The sequence below is a fragment of the Streptomyces sp. Root431 genome (assembly GCF_001426585.1).
Classification (GTDB): domain Bacteria; phylum Actinomycetota; class Actinomycetes; order Streptomycetales; family Streptomycetaceae; genus Streptomyces; species Streptomyces stackebrandtii.
The window spans coordinates 143,606-166,702 of sequence record NZ_LMEI01000006.1; the positions used below are offsets into that span (position 1 = coordinate 143,606).

A 23,097-nucleotide genomic window follows, 5' to 3' on the forward strand; every position below is an offset into this window, starting at 1 on the left:
CACTGTGACCCAGCGGTGTTGCGTGATCACGAACGTTTTGTGACTGACGGGTTAAGCGCCGATCTGGTGCCTTAGGGGCCGATTCGGACCGTTTGAGTCAGAGTCTGATCGGCCCCTTGAGCGGCTCATGGGCGGAGCGCGTCCCGCAGCCGCTTCGCCTGCACCACGAGCTGTGAGGAGCCCTTGCCCGAAGCGAGGCCGTCGAGCCCGGGAAGGTCACCCCGCGCCCCGCACCGCTCCACGCAGTCGGCCGCCACCGCGAGCACCTCGCCGAGGCCGCGCACCGGCTTCCCGCCGTCCAGCAGCTCGGGGAGCGCCGCCCCGAGCACCGCCCACACCGTCCCGTACGCCCCCGTGATCGCCGCCGTCCGGGCGGCGTCCGCCAGCCGGTTCGGCTTCACCGAGCCCTCGGCGACGAGCCACGCCAGCTCCTCGCCGACCTGCCGCCCGTCCAGGTCGCCCCGGGACGCGAGCACGAGCAGCGCGTCCACGGCCCGCAGCCGGTCGTCGGCGTCCCCGGCGCCCAGGGCGAGCGCGAGGGCGACGGCGACGGCCCGGCCCACCCGGCCCTCCGCCTCGGCCAGCCCGGTCAGCGGTTCGGTCGTCTCCCGCGAGCTGCCGCCTCGCGCGAGCGACGGTACGAAGCAGGCGGCGAGCACCTCACGGTCGGCCGGCAGGACGGGGGCCCAGTGCTCCACGCCGGTGACCCAGTGGTAGCAGCGGCGGGGCGCCGTCTCCAGCGTGCCGCCCAGCCACCGGAAGGCGGGCGGGAACTCCTCCCGCACCACGGCCCGGTCGGCGAGCTCGACCACCAGCCGCTGGAAGACGGACCACGTCTCCAGGGACCGGTCCTCCTCCCGCCCGAGGAACCGCACGGTCGCCGCCAGCGGCTCGTCCGCCCGCAGCCACGCGCCGAGCCGCCGCCCGGCCACGGTGCCGAGGGCGGACGCCTCCTCCTCCGCCCGCCCGGCATCGGGGCCGGTCCGCAGGACCCGCAGCAGGGCCTGGGCCAGATCGGCGGGGGCGGGCTCGACGCCCGCGTCCCGGTAGACGCGCAGACGCTCGACGAGCACCAGAGGATCGATACCGCCCGTGCTCACGGTCGGCGAGGCGAGCAGCAGCGGCAGCGCGTCCGTGCCGATCAGCGCGGAGGCCTCCCACAGCCGCGCGTCCCTGATGCCCGTCAGTGCCTCGTGGAAGCAGGCCGTGCTTTCCGGTTCCCGGGCCCGCCGGTCCTCGATCCACGACGGCTCCAGCAGCCCGAGCAACCCCGCGAGCACCGCGTGGAGCGCGCGGAAGTCGTTGGAGAAGTGGTGCGGCTCCTGCCAGACCTCGATGGCGAACGCCTCCCGCACCGCCCGAGCCACCGCCTCCCGGTCCCGGTGCGCGTGCCGCACCACACCGTCGAGGGCACGCTCGAACCGCACCGGATCCTCGGAGACCCCCTTCGCCAGCAGGTCCTCCACCAACTCCTCGACCGTCGACGCCGGCGGCCCGACCGGCTGCGCCCCGGGCACGGGCGGCAGGATCTCCTCGTACGGGAACCCGGGCTCCTCCTCCAGGGCCTCCCCGAACAGCGCCACGGCGGTCTGCCGGTGCGCCGGGCTCAGCAGCCCGGCCTGAGCGGCCAGTTCCCGCCGTACGGAGTCGTCCACGGCGGACAGATGACGGGCCACCAGCTTCAGCGCGCGCCCCTGGAGGTCGGTGTCCTCGTTCCCGAAGACCTCCGCCACCGCGGGCAGCAGCTCGTCCGCCGCGCCCGCATCGCGCGCCAGCGCCTTGCCGACCAGAGTCAACTGGGCCCGCACGAGCTTCTTCTCGGTCCGGAACAGCACCGCACTCGTCATCTCGGCCAGCGCGGCCGTCGACAGCGCCCCCTCCTCCGCCAGCTCCGCCAGCACCTCCTGCGCGTACCCCGCGATCGGAGACGGCGTGTCCGCCGTCATCCCGACCAGGTCCGGGATCCGCTCCCGGAACTCCGCCGCGGTCGGCTCGACCAACCGCAGCACGTCCAGCGGGAACCTCAGGTCGCGCGGACGGCCGCCCCGCAACAACCGGGAGACGGCGGCGTCCAGGACCGCGGCCCGGTCCACCACGCCCTCCGCGACGAGCGCCGCGACCGCGGTGGGCCAGTGCGCGTGGGGAGCCTCGGTGACCGTCCAGGTCAACTGGTCGGGGCTCTCCGCCATCGAGAGGGCATGGACCACCAGGGCCGGTGTCTGCGGATCCTCCCGCAGCCGCTCCAGGAGCGAGGGGCCCTCGAACGACCGCCTCCAGCGACTGCCGGCGCGGAACTGCCACGCCCAGCCCAGGACGTAGCCGTCGGTCGCCGGCACCGGGCGGCCGGACCGCTCCACAAGGCCGCGGATCAACTCGTAGCTGTGCTCCGCCACCGCCGGCCGCGAGGCGAGCCGGCCGGCCAGGTCGGCCAGCCACTCCGGAGGGAGACCGTCGACCACCCGGAGGACCAGACCACCGTCCTCCGAGCGCCAGGCCAGCAGATCACGGCCACCGAGCCAGGTCGCCGCCCCGGCCGCCCCCGGGTGACAGCCCGCCCCCGCCACGTACAGCGCGCGCCGGACGTCGGCCGCGTCCCTCGGGCGCTGCCGCTCCCAGCCCCGTACCTCGGTGCGCAGCGACTTCAGCTCGGCGAGGACCGTCCGTCGCTCCGCCGCGCCCAGCCCCTCCAGGAGCGCGGGCACCTCGTCGGCGCGCCCGCCGCGCACCGCCTCGATCAGCTTCTCGACCCCCACCGGCTGCCCGTTCCCCTCGGCCTTCGTCGTCCCCACGGCCTTCTCCGTCCTTCGCGTCACTGCCCCGACCCCCACGCTCGACTCCTCCGGCTCCTCCGGCTCACGCCCTGTCACCGCACCACCGCTTCTCCGGCCCCCGGCACCGGCTCGGCGCCCGACGCGCCCCGCCGGGCCATCCGCACCGCGAGCGCGTGCTTGCACGGGCCCCGCCGCCCCCGGTGGTCCGCCCACCATTGGCACGTACAGTTCAGCGCCCCGCCCGACTCCCGCACCCGGTAGCGCCGCTCGCCCGAGGCCACCGTGGCCAGCTCGCCTTCGAGCTCCACCGCGCCCTCCGCGACCAGCCGGCGCGCGCTCACCAGGCGCGGGTTGTGCCGCTCGGCGCGGTCCGCGTCATAGGGCAGCTCCCGGTGGAAGTAGGCCGCCTCCGCCACGTCGTACCCCACCCGGCCCGCCGTGCCCAGCCGGGTCAGCGCCGCCCGCACCCGCTCGACCGTGAGACCGGCCTGCGCCGCGAGGTCCGCCGGGTCGATGCGCGGCTCCCACGCCAGGAGCACGGCCACCAGCTCCGCGTCCCCCGCAGCGTCCTCCGTCGACAGGGCCTCCAGCACCCCGCCCTCCCCGGAGAAGCCCCGCGCCGGGTCGGGCGACAGCGTCAGCGTGAGCCGCATGCCCGGCAGGGTCACCTCCCAGGCGCTCGCGGTGGCCGCGCCGTCCGGCACCGGCCCGTACACCCGCAGCCCCGTCGCGTGCCGCAGCACCCGCTCCAGGGCGACCAGCCGGTCGGGACCCGGCAGACACACCGCACCAGGACCCGGCCGCGTCGTCGGACGCAGCGTCCGGCCCGCCGGGACGATCCACAGCGGTCCGCGCCCCCGGGCCTGCCCGCGCGGCAGGGACCGCAGGAAGCGGACGGCATCCGCCCCCGGCAGCTCGGCCCGCAGGTCGAACCGGGCCGAGGCGACCTGCGCCTCGGCGAAGCCCCGCAGCCACCGGTCCGGCAGCGGGACCTTCTTCTCCACGACCGCCCCCGCGAGCGTGGTCACCGCCATCTCCTCGGGGCCGACCCGCAGATGCAGCGGATCGTCCCCCGTCATCCGCGACAGCGCCTCGCGCAGCGGATCGTTGACGTCCACATTGGTCGTGCCGTGCCCCGTCTCCGCACCGCCCAGGCCCTCGTCGAGCACGTCCAGGCGCGCGTACACCCCGCCGCAGCCCGAGAAGGACTCGAACCGCAGCCGGTCCCCGTTCCCCGTCACCACCGGGTCCAGCGAAGCCGGCCGCACCCGCTGGTGATAGCGCGCCGCCGCCACGTCGGCGACCGCGAGCAGACCGCGGGCCGCCACCTGCGGAGCGGTCAGGAAGCCCGAGAAGAAGCGCGGATGGGCCTCGCCGCCGCGGGGCGTGAGACCCCCCGCCGTCTCCAGCCCGAGCAGCCGACCGGAGCCCGTCGCCTCCAGGGCGGACGGGCGTGCGTAGGCGAGCGCATGTACGGATCGCGTCATGAGGAAGACAGTAGGGCCCCCCACTGACAATCCCGGGGGACCCTCTCCGCACCACCTCCGAACAGGACTTACCGCCCGACGAGCCCTGGCCGCAGGCCCTACGAGCCCCGGCCGGAGGACGCCTGACGAGCCCTGGCCGCAGGCCCTACTGCCCGACCAGCCCCGGCCGCAGGACCTTGCTGAACAGCACCGACCCGCCCTCGGCCCGGAGCCGCACCGTCAGCTCGCCGCTGTGCCCGTCGATGTCGACCTCGCCGAAGTACTGCGGGCTCTCCATCGGCGACAGGTTCGCCCGCTCCGGCGCCCGGACGAACACCCGCTCAGGACCGAACGTCCCGTCCAGCGCGTTCGCCGGGAAGCCGCCCGCCGCGAGCGGGCCCGACACGAACTCCCAGAAGGGCTCGAAGTCCTGGAAGGCCGCCCGCTCCGGCGCGTAGTGCTGCGCCGACGTGTAGTGCACGTCCGCCGTCAGCCACACCGTGCCCGTGATCCGGCGGTGCTTGACGAACCGCAGCAGCTCCGCGATCTGGAGCTCACGGCCCAGCGGCGCACCCGGGTCGCCCTGCGCGACCGCCTCGAAGTTCGCGGCGCCGTCCGGCACGACCAGGCCCAGCGGCATGTCCGCGGCGAGCACCTTCCACACCGCCGTGGACGAGGCCAGCTCCCGCTTCAGCCAGGCCAGCTGCTCCGCGCCCAGGATGCCCGTCGTGTCGTCGGCCTGCCGGCCGGGGGAGTTGGCGTTCCGGTACGACCGCATGTCGAGCACGAACACGTCGAGCAGCGGCCCGTACCGCACCACGCGGTGCATGCGGCCGGTCTTCCCGCGCGCGTGGAGGGTGGACACCGGCGTGTACTCGCCGAACGCCCGCAGCGCCCGGGCAGCGAGGACGTCCACGTCCTTCTCCGTGTAGCGCGCGTCGTCCAGGATCTGGCCGGGGTACCAGTTGTTGCGCACCTCGTGGTCGTCCCACTGCACCACCGAAGGCACCTGCGCGTTGAACGCCCGGACGTTGTGGTCGAGGAGGTTGTACCGGAAGTTGCCCCGGTACTCGTCGAGCGTCTCCGCGACCTTCGACTTCTCCGGCGTCGTGACGTTCCGCCAGATCCGCCCGTCGGGCAGCGTCACGCTCGGCTGGATGACCCCGTCGGCGTAGATCGAGTCGCCGCTGCACAGGAAGAAGTCCGGATCCAGGCGGCGCATCTCCTCGTACGCGCGAAAGCCGCCGATGTCCGGGTTGATGCCCCAGCCCTGCCCCGCGATGTCCCCCGACCACAGGAACCGGACGCCGTCGCGCCGCCGCTCCGGGGCCGTACGGAAGGTGCCGACGACCGGCTCGCCCGTCCGGCGCGGATCGTCCGGGTCCGCCAGCGTCACGCGGTAGTGGATCTGCTCGCCCGCCGGCAGCCCGCGCAGCGCCACCGTGCCGGTGTGGTCCGTGCCCGCGCCGATCAGCGGCCCGTGGTGGCGGCGCACCCGCCGGAACGACTCGCTCGCCGAGGTCTCGACGAGCATCCGCGCGGGCCGGTCCGACCGCACCCACACCAGCCCCGAGGAGGCCGTGACGTCGCCCGTCTGCACGCCCCAGGCGGCCCGCGGCCGCCCCGAGAGCGCGAACGCCGGGGCCGCGAGGCCGGCGCCGCCGAGCGCGAGCGCCGCCGAGGCCGCCAGCGACCCGCGCAGCAGACCGCGCCGCGCGGGGGAGAGCGGGGAACCGGGCACGGGGTGGGACATGAAGAACCTCCAAGAGCGCGTCCGGGCGCGGGAGTCGCGCCGCCGTCCCCTGCCTAACGGCCGGGGGCGGCGCCCACACGAACCCCGCGTGAACAGATCACTCCCGGCCGGGCCGGCCCACCGCCTCCGCCACGAGCCGGACGCCCCGCGCGATGACCGAGGGCGACAGATGCGCGTACCCGACGACGAGCCGGACGTCCCCGTCGGCCGGCCGCGCCGTGCCGTACTCCTCCAGCGGCCGTACGGCCACCCCCGCCTCCGCCGCCCGCGTCAGGAACCGCGCCGGGGGCCCGAACCGCCCCGGCACGCGCGCGATGACGTGCAGCCCGGCCGCGATCCCGCTCACCCGCGTGCCCGGCAGGTGCTCGTCGAGCGCGGCGAGCAGCGCGTCCCGCCGCTCCCGGTAGGCCCGCTGACAGCGCCGCAGCTGCCGGTCGTACCCGCCGCGCGTCACGAACTCCGCGAGCACCGCCTGATCGAGTACGGGATTGCCCAGGTCCATCGTCCGCTTGCGCTCCACGACCTCGCCGAGCAGCGCCCCCGGGACGAGCATCCAGCCGAGCCGCAGCCCCGGCGCCAGCGACTTGCTGACCGAGCCCGCGTAGACGACGCGCTCCGGGTCGAGCCCCTGGAGCGCGCCGACCGGCGCCCGGTCGTACCGGAAGTCGCCGTCGTAGTCGTCCTCCATGACGTACCCGTCCACCCGCCGCGCCCAGTCGAGGAGCGCGGCGCGCCGCCCCGCGGACCAGCTGATCCCGGACGGGAACTGGTGCGAGGGCGTCACGACCACCGCGCGCACGCCGGAGTCGGCGAGCGGCCCGGGCAGCAGCCCCTCCTCGTCCAGCGGCAGCCACCTCGTGTCCATGCCGGTCGCGGCGAACAGCCGCCCGTGCTCCGGGCTGCCCGGATCCTCGACGCCGACCGTGCGCAGCCCCCGCGCCCGCAGCACGAATCCGAGCAGCGTCGACGCCTGCGCCACGCCCGAACAGACCACGAGCCGCTCCGGGTCGGCCACCACGCCCCGCCGCCGTGTCAGCATCCCGGCCAGCGCCTCGCGCAGCTCGGGCAGCCCGCGCGGGTCGGGGTAGCCGAGCGCCGGGTGCGGCAGCCGCGCGAGGACGGTCCGCTGGGCAGCCGCCCACGCGGCCCTCGGGAACAGGGACAGGTCGGGGGTGCCCGGGTGGAAGTCCACCTGGACCCCGGTCACTCCGGGCGCCCGATCGTGGGCTCCGCGCACGGCCGAACGGGCCGCTCCGCCCACCCACGTTCCCGCGCCCCGGTCGCTGCGCAGGTACCCCTCGGCGGTCAGCTGTTCGTACGCCTCGGTGACCAGGCCCCGCGAGACGCCGAGGTCGGCCGCGAGCTCACGGCTCGACGGCAGCCGGGTCCCCGGCGTCAGCCGCCCGGAGCGCACCGCGTCCCGCAGCGCCTCCTGGAGGGCCCGCCCCCGCCGCCGGGCCGGTGCGCCGGCCGCCGGAAGCAGCAACTCCCAGGCCGGCTGGGTCTGTCTCGTCCCGGGCGATGCCACGTCCGCCTCACGATCCTGTTCCTGGGGGTCCGCTCCCGACGAGTATGTCGTGCCCGTGCCCCGGCCCTCCGCAGAGGGGCCGGGGCACGGTGACCCGAGGAGGAGAGGGGCCGGGGCGCGGTGACCCGAGGAGGGCAGGCCTACTCGCCGATCTCCACCGGAGTGCCGACGGTGGCCGGTGCCGGGACCGGAACCGGCTTCCGCTGCGTGATGCCCTGGAGGAGCTGCGTCAGGTCGACGCCGGTCGTGGAGGAGAGGAGCTCCATGCCCTGGGCGACGTTGTCGGTGACGGTGCGGGTCAACTGGCTCGCGCCGTCGGTGGAGATGACCGTCAGCTTGTCGACGGCCGAGAGCGGCTCGGACGCCTTCGCGACGACCTGCGGCAGGACCTCGACGACCATCTGGAGGACGGCGGCGTCGCCGTACCGGGCGAAGGCGTCGGCCTTCTTCTCCATCGCCTCGGCCTCGGCGGCGCCCCGCGCCGCGATGGCCGCGGCCTGCGCCTCGCCCTCGATGCGTACGGCGTCGGCGAGCGCCGCGCGGTGGGCCTTCTCGCCCTCACCGGTGAGCCTCGCCCGCTGGGCGTCCGCCTCGGCCTCCTTGACCAGGGCGATGCGGCGCGCCTCGGCCTCCTGCTCGGCCTGGTAGCGGGCGGCGTCGGCGGGCTTGCGGACCTGCGTGTCGAGCTGGCGGTCGGTGAGCGCGGCCTGGCGCGCCGCGACCTTCTCCTGCTCGGCCAGGATGTCCTGCTGACGGGCGGCGTCGGCGAGCGGGCCGGCCGCGTTCGCCTGGGCCGCGGCCTCGTCGGTCTGGGCCTTGATCTCGGCCTGCTTCAGGTAGAGGGTCCGCTGCGCGATCGCGATCTCCTCCTCCGCCTTCAGCCGGGCCTGTTCGGCGGCCCGGCGGGCGACGGCCTCGGCGATGTCCGCCTCCTGCTTGGCCCGGGCGGCCTCGGGTCGCCCGAGGTCCTCCAGGTAGGAGCCCTCGGTGGTGATGTCCTGGATCTGGAAGGCGTCGAGGACCAGGCCCTGCCCGGACAGGCTGGCCTCGGCCTCCTCGGCGACCTGCCCGGCGAAGGCGGCGCGGTCCCGGATGATGTCCTCCACCGACATGCGGCCGACGATGGAGCGCAGCGCGCCGGACAGCACCTCCTGGGTGAAACCGACGATGCCGCCCTGCTGCATGAGGAACCGCTGCGCGGCCGCCCGGATCGAGTCCTCGGTGCCGCCGACCTTGACGATCGCGACGCCCTCCAGATTGGCCTTCACCCCGCGCAGGGTGACGGCGCCGCGCACCGCGACCGGGATGTGCCGGCTCGACAGGTCGAGGGTGAACTTCTGCTGCACGAACGGCACGACGAACACTCCTCCGCCGACCACGACCTTCTGGCCGCTGTTGTCGGTGAACACCCGCCCGGTGGCGGGATCCGTCGCCTGCTTGCCGCGCCTGCCGGTGATGATGAACGCCTCGCTGGGCCCGGCGACCTTGTAGCGGGTGACGACGGCCAGGCCGAGGAGCACGACGAGGACGACGATGCCCACGACGGCGGCCAGGACAGGACTCATGAGGAATTCCCCTTGCTTCGAAATGAGTGGGAGGGGGGCGGGGCCGGCATTCGACCGGGCGCGGAGTCGGCCTTCGACGGGGTCGGGGACTCAGCGTTCGACGGGGCGGACGGTCACCGACGTCGGTGACGGCACGGACTCCACCCACACCTCGGTGCCCCGCGCGACCGGCCCCGCGGCCTTCGCCGCGTACTTGACCGGCTGCCCGCCCAGAGAGAGCAGGACCTCGCCGTAGCCGCCGGCGGGAATCGCCGTGACCACCGCACCCGACGTACCCGTCAGGTCCTCGCCCCGCGGCGCGGACGCCGCGCCGTCCCGGAGCAGCGCCCGGCTGAACCGCCAGGTGAGCCAGGCCACGAGGGCGCCCACGGCGGTGCCCGTGAGGGTCGCGGCCAGGACTCCGGCGCCCGCGGCGCCCGTCGCGATGGCCCCGGTGAAACCGAGGGCCGAGACGAAGCCGGCGATCACCGGAAGCGAGAGGAGCCCGTCGAGCCCGCCGCCAAGCCCGCCGCCGATCGAGTCGGCGATCCCTTCGAGGATGCCGTCGAAGAGCAGTGAGAGAGCCAGCAGGACGAGGCCCGCACTGCCGAGACCGAGAAACCACCCCATGCGCGCCCCCGTCCCGTACGACCTCGTTCCGCCCTCTGCGAGGAGGCTTTCACGGAACAGCACGCATGTTCATTGCCGGATCCCGGCAATCTTTACGCGTTCTTGATGCCGTGATGAAAGGGACGGGCGGAGCTCCGGGGTCACAGCGGCTGATCGGGCCAGCCGAGGAGCCGGGCCCCGACGACGGCCGTCTGGAGGGTGTAGCGCTGGACCGGATCGCCGGGATCCGAACCCGTCAGACGGTGGATGCGGTCGAGGCGGTACGTCATCGCCCGCACGCTGAGGCCGAGCCGGCGGGCGGCCTGCGCGGTGACGCAACCGGTGTCGAAGTACGCGGTGAGGGTGTCGAGCAGGGGCTTCGGGCCGCCGCGCGCCTGCTGGAGCGGTCCGAGCACGGTGTGGACGAGATCGGCCATGGCCTGCCGGTCGCGGGCGAGGACCGGATAGACCAGGAGGTCCGCCGCGTGGAGCACCGGGTCGTCCAGCTCCATGCGGGTCGCGAGGTCGAGGGCGTTGAGGGCCTCTTCGTAGGAGTGGACGACACCGCCGGCGCCCGGGTGCGCACGGCCGACGGCGACCTGACCGCCGCCGGTCGCCGCGTACGCCTGCTTGGCGAAGTGGGTGAGCACCTCGGGCTCGTCCGCCGGGGCCAGGCAGATCAGCCGCCCGTCCTTGGTGGTGAGCAGGATCCGGCGGTCGCCGAAGCGGGCGAGGAGCGAGGTCTCGACGGCCCGCGTGACCGCGCAGCCGTCGTCGTACGGCTCCGGGCCCCGCGCGACGGCCACGGCATGGGCGTGGGACAGGAGCAGCCCGAAGCGCACCGCGCGCTCCGCGAGCCTCCCGAGGTCGCTGCGCCCGTAGAGGAGGTCGTCGACGAACTCCCGTCGCGCGGCCTCCTCCTGGCGTATCGCCAGGCGCTGGGCCCGCTCGTGCCCCTCGGCGAAGGCGTCGACGGCCTGCTCCACGGCGCCCAGCAGATGCCGGACGGCGGAGTGCGGCACGCCGGGCAGGACCTGCTGCGCGGCCGAGAGGTGGGCGCGGACGAGGTCCCGCATGCCGATGCCGACCTCCGCGGCCCGCTCGCCCCGGGAGCGCAGGGCCTCGCGCTCGTCGCGGGTGAGCCTGCGGCCGGCCGCGCACACACCCGTGAGGATCTCGGCGTACCCCTCCAGATACGCCTCGATCGGCTCCTTCTCCGTCACGGCCCCTCCCGCCCCTGCCCTGCGCGTCCTGACGAGTTCTTGACGCGCGGAGACCAAGCGTGACACGCCCCGCGCGCGGGCGAGGAACGGAAGAGGGGCGCAAGCGGAGCGGAAGTGGTCCCCGATGGCGAAGGGAAAGTGGACCTTAACCGGGGCCGCGCCGCTTCCTAGCGTCGACACCATGAACGCGAACTCCCTGCGCGGCGTCCTCCTCGTGACGCTCGCCTACGCCCTGGTGGGCGCCTCCTTCACCGCGAACAGCCTCCTCGGCGCCTATCCGTACGCGGGCGGGCAGGCGCTGCGGTACGCGGCCGCCTGTCTGCTCCTGCTCCCGCTGCTCGGCCGCGGCGGGCTCGCCCCGCTCCGCACCCTGACGCTCCGTCATTGGCTGCGGCTCGGCGCGGTCGCGGCCGTCGGCATGGTCGGCTTCAACCTCGCGGTGCTCGCCGCCGAGCGGACCGCCGAACCGGCTGTCCCCGGCGTCCTCGTCGGCTGCGCCCCGGTCGTCGTCGCCGTCCTCGTCCCGCTGACCGAGGGCCGCAAGCCCGCCCCCGCCGTCCTGTACGGGGCCCTCCTCGTCGCCGCGGGCGCCTTCACCGTGCAGGGCTGGGGGCGGACGGACCTGGCCGGGATCGGCTGGTCGGTGGCGGCGCTCGCGGGCGAGGTCGGGTTCACGGTGCTCGCAGTCCCGGTGCTGCGGCTGCTCGGGCCGAAGCTGCTGACCGCCGCCGTGTGCGGGGTCGGCGCGGTCGAGGCGGCACTCCTCGGCCTCGCCGTCGACGGGGCCGGTTTCGTCCGGGTGCCGACGGCCGTGGAGACGGGCGCCCTGATCTGGCAGGCGGCCCTGGCCACGGTCGTCGGCTTCGTCCTCTTCTACATGGGCGTCCAGCGGATCGGCATGGAGCGCGCCACTCTCTATACCGGGGCGATCCCGGTCGCCGCCGCGCTGAGCGCCGCCCTCGTCGCGGGCGCCGCCTTCGGGCTCCCGCAGGCGGCAGGCGGCCTCCTCGTGGGGGCCGGGGCCGCGCTCGGCACCGGCCTCTTCAGCCGTACGCGGTCAGCGGCTGCCGTCGAGGATCACCCGCGCGACGAGAGCCGGGTCGTCGTTCATGGGCACGTGACCGCAGCCGGGCAGCCGCACGAGCCGGGCGCCGGGCAGGGCGTGCTTGGCGCGGACGCCCTGGCGGCGCAGGAGCAGCCGGTCCCTGCTGCCCCAGGCGACGGTGACGGGGACGGCGGGCACGTCGCCGGGGACGGGCGCGGTCCGGCCGGCGGCCAGGGTCTGGTGGAAGCCGGCGGCCCCGCGCAGCGCGAGGGTCTCGGCGACGACCGCCTCGGGTGAACGGCGGCCGGGGCGCGCGTAGATGGTGCTGGTGAGCACGGCCCGACCGGCGGGCGTACGGGCGAGCCGCTCGATCGCCGGCACGGGCAGCGACCGGGCCGCGCCCCGCATGGCCCGCAGCGTCCCGAAGGCGTACCGTCGCTCGGCCTCCGACCAGAAGCCGGCGGGGGAGAGGGCGGTCACCGAGCGCACGAGCTTCTCCCGGCCGAGCTCCAGCGCGAGCAGCCCGCCCAGCGAGTTCCCCGCGACGTGCGGCCGGTCGAAGCCGACGGCCTCGCAGAAGGCGCCGAGCACCGTGACGACGGAGGGGAGGCCGTAGGGGCAGTCCTCCGGCAGCGGGTCCGAGGCGCCGAAGCCGGGCAGGTCGACGGCGATCACCTCGCGGTCGGCGGCGAGGACGTCGAGCACCGGTTCCCAGGCCTGCCAGTGGTGGCCGATGCCGTGGAGCAGCAGCAGCGGTTCCCCCGCGCCCCTCCGCTCGTACGCGAGGGACACCGTACGGGGACCCGACGGGGTCCCGACCGAGAACGCGATCCGTGCGGACATACGGACTCCCCTGCAGTTCTTTAGACGACGCGTCAGCAAGAATTACCGGCCGGTAGCGAGGAGTTCAAGTCCCCGGGCCGAAACTGGACAGGACGGTGACGGTCGGCTGGGATGGACGCGTGCCCACCGATATCCCGACCACGCCGACCGACACCCTGACCGACGTCTTCGAGGAGCACCGCCGGATGCTCCTCGGTGTCGCCTACCGGATGCTCGGGCGCGCCGCCGACGCCGAGGACGTCGTCCAGGAGGCCTGGCTCCGCTGGACCGCCGAGGACCGCGCCGCCGTCCGCGAACCGCGCGCCTTCCTCGTACGCGTCACCACCCGGCTCGCCATCGACCGGCTGCGGCAGTCCCAGGCCCGCCGCGAGTCCTACGTCGGCCCCTGGCTGCCCGAGCCCGTCGTCACCGACTTCGGCCCGACCGCCCCCGACACCGCAGAGCGCGCCCTCCTCGCCGACTCCGTCTCGCTGGCGGTCCTCGTCGTCCTGGAATCCCTCTCCCCCCTGGAGCGGGCCGTCTTCGTGCTGCGCGAGGCCTTCGGCTTCCCCTTCGGGGAGATCGCCACCGCCCTCGACCGCTCCGAGGCGGCCGTGCGCCAGCTCGCCGGGCGGGCCCGGCGCCACGTCGACGAGGGCAAGCCGCGCTACGACGTCGACCCGACCGAGCGCCGCGACCTCACCGAGCGCTTCCTCTCCGCCGCGTCCGGCGGCGACCTCGGCGAGCTCCTCGCCCTCCTCGCCCCGGACGCGCGCCTCGTCGGCGACAGCGGAGGCAAGTCCAAGGCCCCGCTGCGGATCATCGACGGCGCCGACAAGATCGGCCGCTTCTTCCGCGGCGTGGCGACCGGGGCCCAGGAGACGTACGAGTACCGCTTCGCCGAACTCAACGGCGCTCCCGCCGTGGTCGCCTTCCTGGACGGCAGGCCGGACTCGGTCTTCCAGGTCGAGGTGCGCGACGGGCACATCCAGTGCGTCTACATCATCCGGAACCCCGACAAGCTCCAGGGCCTCGCCGACCTCTGACCCCGGCGCCCACCGCAGTACCGCCCCGCCCCCGTCCCCGGGTGGCGGGGCCTTTTGCTGCGCCGCGCTCACGGGGGCGCGAACGTCCTGTGAACGATCTAGGTCAGAGGGTCACATTCGGGGCCGGTTGACGGAGGATTGGTCTTGACCAAGGGGGTGGCTCGCCTTATGGTCGCAGAGTTAGTGCAGGAACCTTTAATAAACAAGGGCGCGGAAAAACGCCGCGGGACACGGCGAATTGCGGAGGATCAGGGTGGGGACCACGCAGCTGGCATCGGTACCGGAGCCGAAGTACCAGCACCTCAAGACAGTGATCGGCGAAGCGCTCGACTCGGACTTCGCCGTCGGAGAGATCCTGCCCAACGAGCGGGAGCTCGCGGCGCGCTTCGGCGTCGCCCGGGCCACGCTCCGCCAGGCCCTGGAGCAGCTGGAGCTGGAAGGCCGCCTCCAGCGCCGCCGCGGCGTCGGCACCACGGTCGCGCCGCCGCGCGTCGGCGTGGACGTCTCCACCGCACAGCACGCCTGGCCCGGCGTCGGCGACGAGACCTGGGAATCCCAGGACTCCGCCAGCGACGTGGCCCCGGCCGCCGTCGCGCGCGTCCTGGAGACCGCCGCGGACGAGCGCGTGCACGTCGTGCGCCGCATCCGCGTCACCCAGGGCCAGCCGGTCGCCGCCGAGCTGCTGTACGTGCCGGCCGCCTCCGTGCCCGGCCTCAGCGCCATCGACGCCCCGGTGGGCCCCGCCCGGGCCCGTACTGTGCTGCGCGAGCTCCAGCACCTCGCCCTCGACGGCCAGGACCGCTCCGTGGAGCTCGGTTCGGCCCGCGCCGACGATGCCAAGGAGCTCGACCGGCTGCCGGGCGCGCCCGTCCTCGTCGTGACGACCCGCTACCTCTCCGAGGGGCGCACCGCCGCCGTCTCGGTCGCCACGTACCGCGCCGACACCTGCCGCCTCACCTTCGGCGACTCGGGCGACCTGGTCATGGCCTCCTGACACCCCGCGCACCACACCCCGCGCTCCGCGCGACGGCCCGTCGAGGGACCGCCACTCCGGCGGTTCAGCGGCGGGCCGTCACCGTTCCGTCGACCGCGAACAGCTGCTCCTCGACGTGGTCCAGGGCCAGTCGCAGCGCACCCGTGCCCACGGCGGCCTCGCCGAGCAGCGAGAGCACCACGCGCGGCGGCCGCAGGCAGAAACGCGCCAGCTCCTCGCGGAGCGGCGGCAGGACGCCGTCGAGCCCGGCGGCCCAGCCGCCGACGACCACCAGCTCGGGGTCGATCGCGAGGACCAGCGCCGCCACGTCGTGCACGAGCCGCTGGATGAACCGGTCCACGGCCGCCTCGGCCCGCGCGTCGCCCTTGCGGGCCAGCGCGAAGACCTCGGCGACCGCCTGCTCGTCCAGCGGGTGCAGCGGCTCGTCGGTGGTCGACAGGAGGTGCTCGGGGGTGACCCCGCGGCCCAGGAGGTGCAGGGCGCCGATCTCCCCGGCCGCCCCGCCGAAGCCGCGGTGCAGCCGGCCGCCGATCAGCGAACCGGCGCCCGGGCTCAGCCCCGCCAGGACGAAGACGATGTCGTCGGAGTCGGTCGCGGCGCCCTTCCAGTGCTCGGCCACCGCCGCCGCGTTCGCGTCGTTCTCGACGATCACGGGGCAGCGGAAGGAGCGGCGCAGCCGCTCGCCGAGCGCGAGGCCCGTCCAGCCGGGCAGCGCCGTACCGAGGCGCACCGTGCCGTCGGCCTCCACGATGCCGGGCGTCCCGACGCCCACGGCGCGCAGATTGGACCGGGCGACCCCGGCCCTGCGCAGCACGTCGGCGACGACCGTGCGCACCCTGTCCAGGCGCTCGTCCTCGGGGGCCGTCTCCGACACCTCGCGGGACCCGGCGCCAATGATCCGGCCGTCGAGACCGGAGAGCAGGGCGGCCACGCGGTGCGGGCCGATCTCGATGCCGAGGAGATGACCGGCCTCCGCGCGGAAGCGGAACCTCCGCGCCGGACGCCCCTGACGCCGGGCCTCGCCCTCCTCGGGCGCGGACTCGACGACGAGCCCGCCCTCCATGAGTCCCTCGACGACGCCTTCGACCGTCGGCCGGGACAGACCCGTGATCCGGGTCAGGTCCGTGAGCGTGGGCGCGTCGGCGCCCCGCAGAGCATGAAGTACCACCGCGGAGTTGATCCGCCGCAGCAGAGACGGATCCCCGCCGGTCAGCCGCCCCACAGTGTGTCCTCCCAGCTCGTGCACCTCTTCGGCGGATGGTACTCAATGGGCCGGGGCGCGGCGAGTGCCGCCCCAAGGAGCGGACGGCCGAGACCCCCGCCGACGCCCCTGACGCCACGCCAACTGTCAGTGCCGGCCGCTTTACTGGCCCCATGACCACGGCACGGCGACTGGCGACGATCGACGAGCTCCGCTCCCGCCCTTGCGGCGGTCCCGGGGGCGCTCCGGGCTTCCACCTGGCGGAGCTCGCGACGAGCGAGGACTTCTGGGAGGACGACGGCACCCGCCGGGCGCTCGCCGAGGAGCAGTACGAAGCGGAACGGGACGGGCTCGCCGCCCTGCTCACCGCCCGCTGGGGCCCGCCGACGGAGCTCGACCTCTGGCCCGTCCTGGAGCGGAGCCTGGCCGGCGAGTCCTTACCCGAGCCCTGGTCCACCCTCTGCGCCCACACCCCGGAGCTGAGCCTGTGGCGGGACGGCGACCGGTGGATAGGCCTGGGGGTCTCCCAGTGGGACAAGGAACTGCCGCTGCAGCTCCTCGCCCTGGTGACCACGGTGGATCCGCCTCGAGCGTAGGGGGTGTCCGGAAAGTCCCGCCTGGCCCGCGGGCAGACGGCGCTACTTTCCGGACACCACCTAGGACGCGGCCTCCCGCAGCCTCGCGTACTCCTCCGCCATCGTCGCCGCCGTCCAGTGCGCGTTGAGACCGCTCGGGTTGGGCAGCGCCCAGACCCGGGTGGAGCCGATCACGCGCTCCTGCGGCCCGATGGCCGCCTTCGGCTCACCGAAGGCCGTCCGGTACGCCGTGACGCCGACGACCGCGAGCCACCGCGGCGCGAGCCGCTCCACCTTCTCGACCAGGATCCGTCCGCCCTCGCGGTACTCCTCCCGGCTCAGCTCGTCGGCCCGTGCCGTCGCCCGCGCCACCACGTTCGTGATGCCGAGACCGTACGACAGGAGCTCGTCCTGCTCGTCCGGCCGCAGCTGCCGCGGCGTGAACCCGGACAGGTGCAGCACCGGCCAGAAGCGGTTGCCGGGGCGGGCGAAGTGGTGGCCCGTCGCCGCCGTCATGAGACCCGGGTTGATCCCGCAGAAGAGCACGGAAAGGCCGCCCGCCACCACGTCGGGAACGACGCGGTCGCGAGCGGCCTCCAGCTCCTGCTGGGTGAACCGGGGAGTCCGGGTCAGAGGATCGCGCCGGGTGCGTAGGCGGCGGCCTCGGGGTGCTGCTTGAGGATCTCCTCGATGCGGGAGACCACGGAGGCGACCTGGTCGGCGGCGGCGCCCGTGAAGGACAGCTTGTCCGCCATCAGCTCGTCGAGCTGGGCCCGGTCCAGCGGGATCCGGTCGTCGGCGGCCAGCTTGTCGAGGAGCTCGTTGCGCTCGGCGCCCTGCTCGCGCATGGCGAGGGCGGAGGCGACGGCGTTCTCCTTGATGGCCTCGTGGGCGACCTCGCGGCCGACCCCGGCGCGCACGGCGCCCATGAGGACCTTGGTGGTCGCCAGGAACGGCAGGTACCGGTCGAGCTCGCGGGCGACGACGGCCGGGAAGGCGCCGAACTCGTCGAGCACGGTCAGGAAGGTCTCCAGGAGGCCGTCCAGCGCGAAGAAGGCGTCCGGCAGGGCGACACGGCGGACCACGGAGCAGGACACGTCGCCCTCGTTCCACTGGTCGCCGGCGAGCTCGCCGGTCATCGACGCGTAGCCGCGCAGGATGACCATCAGGCCGTTGACGCGCTCGCAGGAGCGGGTGTTCATCTTGTGCGGCATCGCCGAGGAGCCGACCTGGCCGGGCTTGAAGCCCTCCGTGACCAGCTCGTGGCCCGCCATCAGGCGGATCGTCTTGGCGATCGACGACGGCGCGGCGGCCAGCTGCACCAGCGAGGTGACCACGTCGTAGTCGAGCGAGCGCGGGTAGACCTGGCCGACCGAGGTGAAGGCGTTGGCGAAGCCGAGGTGACCGGCGATCCGCTGCTCCAGGTCCGCCAGCTTGCCCGCGTCGCCGCCGAGCAGGTCCAGCATGTCCTGCGCGGTGCCGACCGGGCCCTTGATGCCGCGGAGCGGGTAGCGGCCGAGGAGCTCCTCCAGGCGGGCGTACGCCACGAGCAGCTCGTCCGCCGCCGTCGCGAAGCGCTTGCCGAGGGTGGTCGCCTGGGCGGCGACGTTGTGCGAGCGGCCGGCCATGACCAGCTCCGCGTACTCGGCGGAGAGCTTGCCGAGGCGGCCGAGGACGGCGACCGTACGGTCGCGCATCAGCTCGAGGGAGAGGCGGATCTGGAGCTGCTCGACGTTCTCGGTGAGGTCGCGCGAGGTCATGCCCTTGTGGACGTGCTCGTGGCCGGCGAGGGCGTTGAACTCCTCGATGCGGGCCTTCACGTCGTGCCGGGTGACCTTCTCGCGCTCGGCGATGGAGCCGAGGTCGACCTGGTCGAGGACGCGCTCGTAGTCGGCGAGGGCGGCGTCCGGAACCTCGATCCCGAGGTCCTTCTGCGCACGCAGCACGGCGAGCCACAGCTGACGCTCCAGCTTCACCTTCTGCTCGGGGGACCAGAGGACGGCGAGCTCCGCGGAGGCGTAGCGGCCGGCCAGAACGTTGGGGATGCGGGGCTTCGCAGTCACAGCAGTCACGTGGAGAGATTCTACTGGCGGTTTATGCAGGCCAGCGCCACGGTGGGGTGTGGAGCTTGCTACGAGACGCAGGTCACGGCGCCGGTGCCCGTGACCCGGAGGCGGCGCCGGTGCCCCGGCGTCCGGCTCACGAGCCGGCCGGCGCCTCGTACGGCAGGAGTTCGGGACGCTTCGGGGCGCGGCCGTCGCCGGAGGAGCGGCCGGTGAGGCGCCGTCCGATCCACGGCCCCAGGTGCTCCTTGGCGAAACGGGCGTCCGCGATCCGCCGGCTCGCCCAGCCGGTCCGCCCGGCCGGGGGCAGCGGGGTCCGCCAGTCGTCCTCGGCCGGGAGGCCGAGCGTCTGCCACACGGCCTCGGCCACCCGCCGGTGCCCGTCGGCGGTCAGGTGGAGCCGGTCCACGTCCCACAGTCGGGGATCGCCGAGCGTCGACGACCCGTACAGGTCGACGACGAGGGCGCCGTGCCGGCCGGCGAGTTCGTCGAGGTGGGCGAAGAGCTCCTCCATGCGCGGGCGGAAGCGCTCCATGACCGGTCCTTCGCGGCCGGGGCTGCGCATGAGGACCAGCTGTCCGCAGGAGGGTGTGAGGCGTTCCACTGCCTCGGTCAGCAGGTCCCGCACCCGGACCATGTCGACCTTGGGGCGGAGGGTGTCGTTGAGCCCGCCGACGAGGGTCACCACATCGGCCTTCATGCCTGCGGCCAGGTCGACTTGCTCGTCGACGATCTGGCCGATGAGCTTTCCGCGGACGGCGAGGTTCGCGTAGCGGAAGCCGGGCGTGCGGGCGGCGAGCCGGCCCGCGAGGACGTCGGCCCAGCCCCGGTACGAACCGTCGGGCTTCAGGTCCGACATACCCTCGGTGAAGCTGTCGCCGAGGGCGACGAGACTGGTGTAGGTGGCATTGATCTCCATGGCGGAGAGATCATACCGCGCGGTATGCGCGGGATGCCGTGGAGAACGCGGGAGGGGAAGACCCGATGAGCGACGCGCTGCTGAGCACGCTGGCCGAGGCCCTGGCCGACCTGGTGACGGCCGTCGAGACCAGCGATGACGAGACCCTGGACCCCGACACGGCGGTGAAGTGGCTGGAGGTCACGGCCGACACGCTCGCCGGGCTCCCGGCGGCCGACCGGCGCGTCCTCGACGGGCACTTCCGCGCGGCGGCCCTGCGCCGGCCGGAGGGACCCTGGCGGGACGAGCTGCTCAGGGTCTCGGAAGGCTTCGGCCTCACCGAGGACACCTACGCCGCCGCCTGCGAGGCCGTCGCCGAGCGGGCCCGCCGCTTCGTCGCCACCGTCCGGGACGCCGACCCCGCCACCCCCGTGCCCACCTGCCCCGGCTGGACCCTCGCCGACCTGACCCGGCACCTCGGCACCGTCCACCGCTGGGCGGACCACCTCGTCCGCACCGGGGCCACCGCCCGGGTCCCCGCCCGGGACGTCCCGCTCGACCTGCCGCAGGACCCCGCCGCGTACCCCGGCTGGCTCGCCGCCGGCGCCGAGACCCTCGTCGCGACCCTGCGCGCCGCCGACCCGGACACCCCGCTCTGGTCCCCGGGACCCGAACCGCGCGCCGGGTACTACCCGCGCCACGTCCTCTTCGAGGCCGTCGTGCACCTCGCCGACGCCGAGATCGCCCTCGGCGGGACGGCGGGAACGATCGACCCCGGTACGGCCGCGGAGGGCATCGAGCACCACCTCGCCACCCTCCTCTACGTCCCCAGGACCGCCGAACGGATCGCCCAGCTCGGCCGCGACGGCGACCTTCTCCGGCTCACGGCCCGCGACACCGGGACCGTCTGGACGCTCACGCTCGGCGGGGGCGGCTTCACCTGGCGGCGCGGAAGCACGGCGTCCGCCGCGCGCACGGCACCGGCGGAACCGGCACCGACCGCGAGCGTCACCGGCGACGGCGCCGAGCTGCTCCTCCTCCTGCACCGCCGGTACGCCGCCGACGACCCGCGCTTCACCCGCTCCGGGGACCGCGGCCTCCTCGACGCCTGGCTGACCGCCACCGCGCTCTGAACTGCCCGAAGGGCCCCGGGAATCATCCCGGGGCCCTTCGTCATGCCGCATGCGTACGTGTACGGGTCACGGCGCCGTCGGGCGCCCCACCAGCTCGCGCAGCACGTCCTCCATCGTCACGAGACCGGCCGGCTTGCCGTCCTCGTCGAGGACCGCCGCCAGATGCGTACGGCTCCGGCGCATCGCGGTCAGGACGTCGTCCAGCGGTGTGGCCGCCCGGACCCGGGCGATCGGCCGCAGCGCCGTCACCGGGAACGGCAGATCGCGCGGGGAGACGTCCAGGGCGTCCTTGACGTGCAGATAGCCCAGGATCCGGCGCTCCCCGTCCACCACCGGGAAGCGGGAGAAGCCCGTCGACGCCGACAGCGCCTCCAGCTCCTCGGGAGTCGTGCCGACCTGCGCGTACACCACCTTCTCCGCCGGCATCACGACGTCCCGGACCGGACGGCGGCCCAGCTCCAGGGCGTCGTGCAGCCGCTCGGCGGCCCGGTCGTCGAGCAGTCCGGCGTGGCCCGCGTCGGTGACCATACGGGCCAGCTCGTCGTCCGAGAACGTCGCCGCGACCTCGTCCTTGACCTCCACCCGCAGCAGCTTGAGCAGCGCGTTGGCGAAGGCGTTGATCGTGAAGATCACCGGCCGCAGCGCCCGTGCGAGCGTCACCAGCGGCGGGCCGAGGAGCAGCGCGGAACGCGTCGGCTCCGCGAGCGCGATGTTCTTCGGCACCATCTCGCCCAGCAGCATGTGCAGGTACGTCGCCACCGACAGCGCGATCACGAACGAGATCGGGTGCACCAGACCGTGCGGCACGCCCACCGCGTCGAAGACCGGCTCCAGGAGGTGCGCGATGGCCGGCTCGGCGACGATGCCGAGGACCAGGGTGCACAGGGTGATGCCGAGCTGCGCCGCCGCGAGCAGCGCGGAGACGTGCTCCAGGCCCCAGATGACGCTGCGCGCCCGCCGGTCCCCGGCCTCGGCCAGCGGCTCGACCTGACTGCGGCGCACCGAGATCAGGGCGAACTCGGCGCCGACGAAGAACGCGTTGACGACCAGGGTCAGCAGACCGATCAACAGCTGGATGGCGATCATCGGCCGGCCTCCCCGGTCTCGTCCACGGTCGTGTCGTGCGCGGGGGCGTGCAGCAGCACGCGCGCCGCGCGCCGCCCCGAGGCGTCCACCACGTCGAGCTTCCAGCCGGCCAGCTCCAGGCTGTCGCCGACGGCCGGGATGCGGCCCAGCTCGTTCGCGACGACACCCGCGAGCGTCTCGTACGGGCCGTCCGGCACGCGGAGGCCGATCGCCTCCACCTGGTCCGTACGGGCGGCGCCGTCCGCGGACCACAGCTCGCGGCCGTCGGTGTCCTCGCCCGCCCGCGCCAGGTCCGGCGTCTCGTGCGGGTCGTGCTCGTCGCGGACCTCGCCGACGACCTCCTCGACGATGTCCTCCAGGGTCACGACGCCGGCCGTACCGCCGTACTCGTCGATGACGACCGCCATCGTCTGCTTGCCGGACAGCCGGTCGAGGAGACGGTCCACGGTCAGGGTCTCCGGGACGAGCAGCGGCTCGCGGAGCATCTCGCCGATCCGGCGGCGCGCGCGCTCGTCGGCCGGTATGGCCAGCACGTCCTTGATGTGCGCGATGCCGACGACCGAGTCGAGGCTGCCCCGGTAGACGGGGAAGCGGGACAGGCCGGTCGCGCGGGTCGCGTTCGCGACGTCCTCGGCGGTGGCCTGCACCTCAAGGGCGGTGACCTGGACGCGGGGCGTCATCACGTTCTCGGCGGTCAGCTCCGCCAGGTTGAGCGTCCGGACGAACAGCTCGGCCGTGTCCGCCTCCAGGGCGCCCTCCTTCGCGGAGTGCCGGGCGAGCGCCACGAGCTCCTTCGGGGAACGCGCGGAGGCCAGCTCCTCGGTCGGCTCCATGCCGAGACGGCGCAGGATCCGGTTCGCGGTGTTGTTGAGGTGGCTGATCAGCGGCTTGAAGGCGGCCGTGAACACCCGCTGAGGGGTCGCCACCACCTTGGCGACCGCGAGGGGCGAGGAGATCGCCCAGTTCTTCGGGACCAGCTCGCCGACGACCATGAGGACGACGGTCGAGAAGGCCGTGCCGAGGACGAGGGCGACCGAGGAGGCCACGGAGGGGGAGAGGCCGAGGGCCTCGACCGGGCCCCGGATCAGCTTGGCGATCGAGGGCTCGGCGAGCATGCCGACGACCAGGTTGGTGACGGTGATGCCGAGCTGGGCGCCGGAGAGCTGGAAGGTCAGCGAACGGACTGCCTTGAGGGCGCTCGCCGCGCCGCGCTCGCCGCGCTCCACGGCCTCTTCGAGCTCGCCGCGCTGGACCGTCGTCAGCGAGAACTCGGCCGCGACGAAGGCGCCGCACGCGAGCGACAGCAGGAGCGCCAGCACGAGCAGAAGCACTTCGGTCAT

At 74.3% G+C, this 23,097-nt stretch carries 18 protein-coding genes and 1 pseudogene; 5 read left to right on the top strand and 14 right to left on the bottom strand.

What is annotated here, in order from left to right; all coding sequences use genetic code 11:
• Positions 1 to 125: 125 nt before the first annotated feature.
• The 7 genes from ASC82_RS05125 to ASC82_RS05155 form a co-directional block, all read right to left on the bottom strand.
• Positions 126 to 2,789: a DUF6493 family protein gene (locus ASC82_RS05125; protein WP_242427557.1), complete on the bottom strand. Its 2,664-nt coding sequence runs from the start codon at positions 2,787 to 2,789 to the stop codon at positions 126 to 128.
• A 74-nt stretch (positions 2,790 to 2,863) separates the two neighbouring features.
• A complete protein-coding gene (locus ASC82_RS05130; protein WP_056642166.1) occupies positions 2,864 to 4,258 on the bottom strand; it encodes an SWIM zinc finger family protein in 1,395 nt (464 codons plus the stop codon).
• Between the two features lie 145 nt (positions 4,259 to 4,403).
• A complete protein-coding gene (locus ASC82_RS05135; RefSeq protein WP_056642170.1) occupies positions 4,404 to 5,990 on the bottom strand; it encodes an alkaline phosphatase D family protein in 1,587 nt (528 codons plus the stop codon).
• Positions 5,991 to 6,087: 97 nt separating this feature from the next.
• A complete protein-coding gene (locus ASC82_RS05140) occupies positions 6,088 to 7,518 on the bottom strand; it encodes a PLP-dependent aminotransferase family protein (RefSeq protein WP_242427558.1) in 1,431 nt (476 codons plus the stop codon).
• Between the two features lie 140 nt (positions 7,519 to 7,658).
• Positions 7,659 to 9,083 (bottom strand): flotillin family protein, encoded by a 1,425-nt coding sequence (locus ASC82_RS05145; RefSeq protein WP_056642176.1) that lies wholly within the window; start codon positions 9,081 to 9,083, stop codon positions 7,659 to 7,661.
• A 90-nt stretch (positions 9,084 to 9,173) separates the two neighbouring features.
• Positions 9,174 to 9,692 (bottom strand): hypothetical protein, encoded by a 519-nt coding sequence (locus ASC82_RS05150; protein WP_056642179.1) that lies wholly within the window; start codon positions 9,690 to 9,692, stop codon positions 9,174 to 9,176.
• Positions 9,693 to 9,832: 140 nt separating this feature from the next.
• Positions 9,833 to 10,894 (bottom strand): PucR family transcriptional regulator, encoded by a 1,062-nt coding sequence (locus ASC82_RS05155; protein ID WP_056642182.1) that lies wholly within the window; start codon positions 10,892 to 10,894, stop codon positions 9,833 to 9,835.
• A gap of 181 nt (positions 10,895 to 11,075) precedes the next feature.
• Between ASC82_RS05155 and ASC82_RS29865 the strand changes: the two are divergent.
• A pseudogene (locus ASC82_RS29865) lies at positions 11,076 to 11,912 on the top strand (EamA family transporter); the annotation flags it as partial.
• A gap of 39 nt (positions 11,913 to 11,951) precedes the next feature.
• On the opposite strand, the gene ASC82_RS29260 reads toward ASC82_RS29865, so the two are convergent.
• Positions 11,952 to 12,782 (bottom strand): alpha/beta fold hydrolase, encoded by an 831-nt coding sequence (locus ASC82_RS29260; RefSeq protein ID WP_079039055.1) that lies wholly within the window; start codon positions 12,780 to 12,782, stop codon positions 11,952 to 11,954.
• Positions 12,783 to 12,901: 119 nt separating this feature from the next.
• On the opposite strand from ASC82_RS29260, the gene ASC82_RS05170 reads away from it, so the two are divergent.
• Positions 12,902 to 13,807, top strand: coding sequence for an RNA polymerase sigma-70 factor (locus ASC82_RS05170; protein WP_277914775.1), 906 nt, complete (start codon positions 12,902 to 12,904; stop codon positions 13,805 to 13,807).
• 253 nt (positions 13,808 to 14,060) lie between these two features.
• On the top strand, positions 14,061 to 14,801 hold the full coding sequence (locus ASC82_RS05175) for a GntR family transcriptional regulator (RefSeq protein WP_056642192.1): 741 nt from the start codon (positions 14,061 to 14,063) through the stop codon (positions 14,799 to 14,801).
• A gap of 64 nt (positions 14,802 to 14,865) precedes the next feature.
• Here the strand turns inward: ASC82_RS05175 and ASC82_RS05180 are convergent, their stop codons facing one another.
• Entirely contained in the window at positions 14,866 to 16,023 is a 1,158-nt protein-coding gene (locus tag ASC82_RS05180) for an ROK family transcriptional regulator (RefSeq protein WP_056642196.1), read from the bottom strand.
• Between the two features lie 152 nt (positions 16,024 to 16,175).
• Here ASC82_RS05180 and ASC82_RS05185 point away from each other — a divergent pair, with 152 nt between their 5' ends.
• Entirely contained in the window at positions 16,176 to 16,598 is a 423-nt protein-coding gene (locus ASC82_RS05185; protein WP_056642199.1) for a hypothetical protein, read from the top strand.
• A 60-nt stretch (positions 16,599 to 16,658) separates the two neighbouring features.
• Here ASC82_RS05185 and mug read toward each other — a convergent pair whose 3' ends face one another.
• The 3 genes from mug to ASC82_RS05200 all read right to left on the bottom strand — a co-directional run bounded on the left by mug (position 16,659) and on the right by ASC82_RS05200 (position 19,559).
• A complete protein-coding gene (gene mug / locus ASC82_RS05190) occupies positions 16,659 to 17,144 on the bottom strand; it encodes a G/U mismatch-specific DNA glycosylase (RefSeq protein ID WP_056642205.1) in 486 nt (161 codons plus the stop codon).
• A 62-nt stretch (positions 17,145 to 17,206) separates the two neighbouring features.
• Positions 17,207 to 18,649 (bottom strand): adenylosuccinate lyase, encoded by a 1,443-nt coding sequence (purB, locus tag ASC82_RS05195; protein WP_056642208.1) that lies wholly within the window; start codon positions 18,647 to 18,649, stop codon positions 17,207 to 17,209.
• A gap of 127 nt (positions 18,650 to 18,776) precedes the next feature.
• Positions 18,777 to 19,559, bottom strand: coding sequence for an SGNH/GDSL hydrolase family protein (locus ASC82_RS05200; protein WP_056642210.1), 783 nt, complete (start codon positions 19,557 to 19,559; stop codon positions 18,777 to 18,779).
• 65 nt (positions 19,560 to 19,624) lie between these two features.
• Here ASC82_RS05200 and ASC82_RS05205 point away from each other — a divergent pair, with 65 nt between their 5' ends.
• Positions 19,625 to 20,671: a maleylpyruvate isomerase N-terminal domain-containing protein gene (locus tag ASC82_RS05205; RefSeq protein WP_056642213.1), complete on the top strand. Its 1,047-nt coding sequence runs from the start codon at positions 19,625 to 19,627 to the stop codon at positions 20,669 to 20,671.
• A 66-nt stretch (positions 20,672 to 20,737) separates the two neighbouring features.
• On the opposite strand, the gene ASC82_RS05210 is transcribed toward ASC82_RS05205, so the two are convergent.
• Both ASC82_RS05210 and ASC82_RS05215 read right to left on the bottom strand, forming a co-directional pair.
• Positions 20,738 to 21,757, bottom strand: coding sequence for a hemolysin family protein (locus ASC82_RS05210; RefSeq protein WP_056642217.1), 1,020 nt, complete (start codon positions 21,755 to 21,757; stop codon positions 20,738 to 20,740).
• Complete coding sequence (locus tag ASC82_RS05215) at positions 21,754 to 23,097, bottom strand: hemolysin family protein (protein WP_056642219.1); 1,344 nt, start codon at positions 23,095 to 23,097, stop codon at positions 21,754 to 21,756. Before ASC82_RS05215 ends, ASC82_RS05210 begins: the two co-directional genes overlap by 4 nt.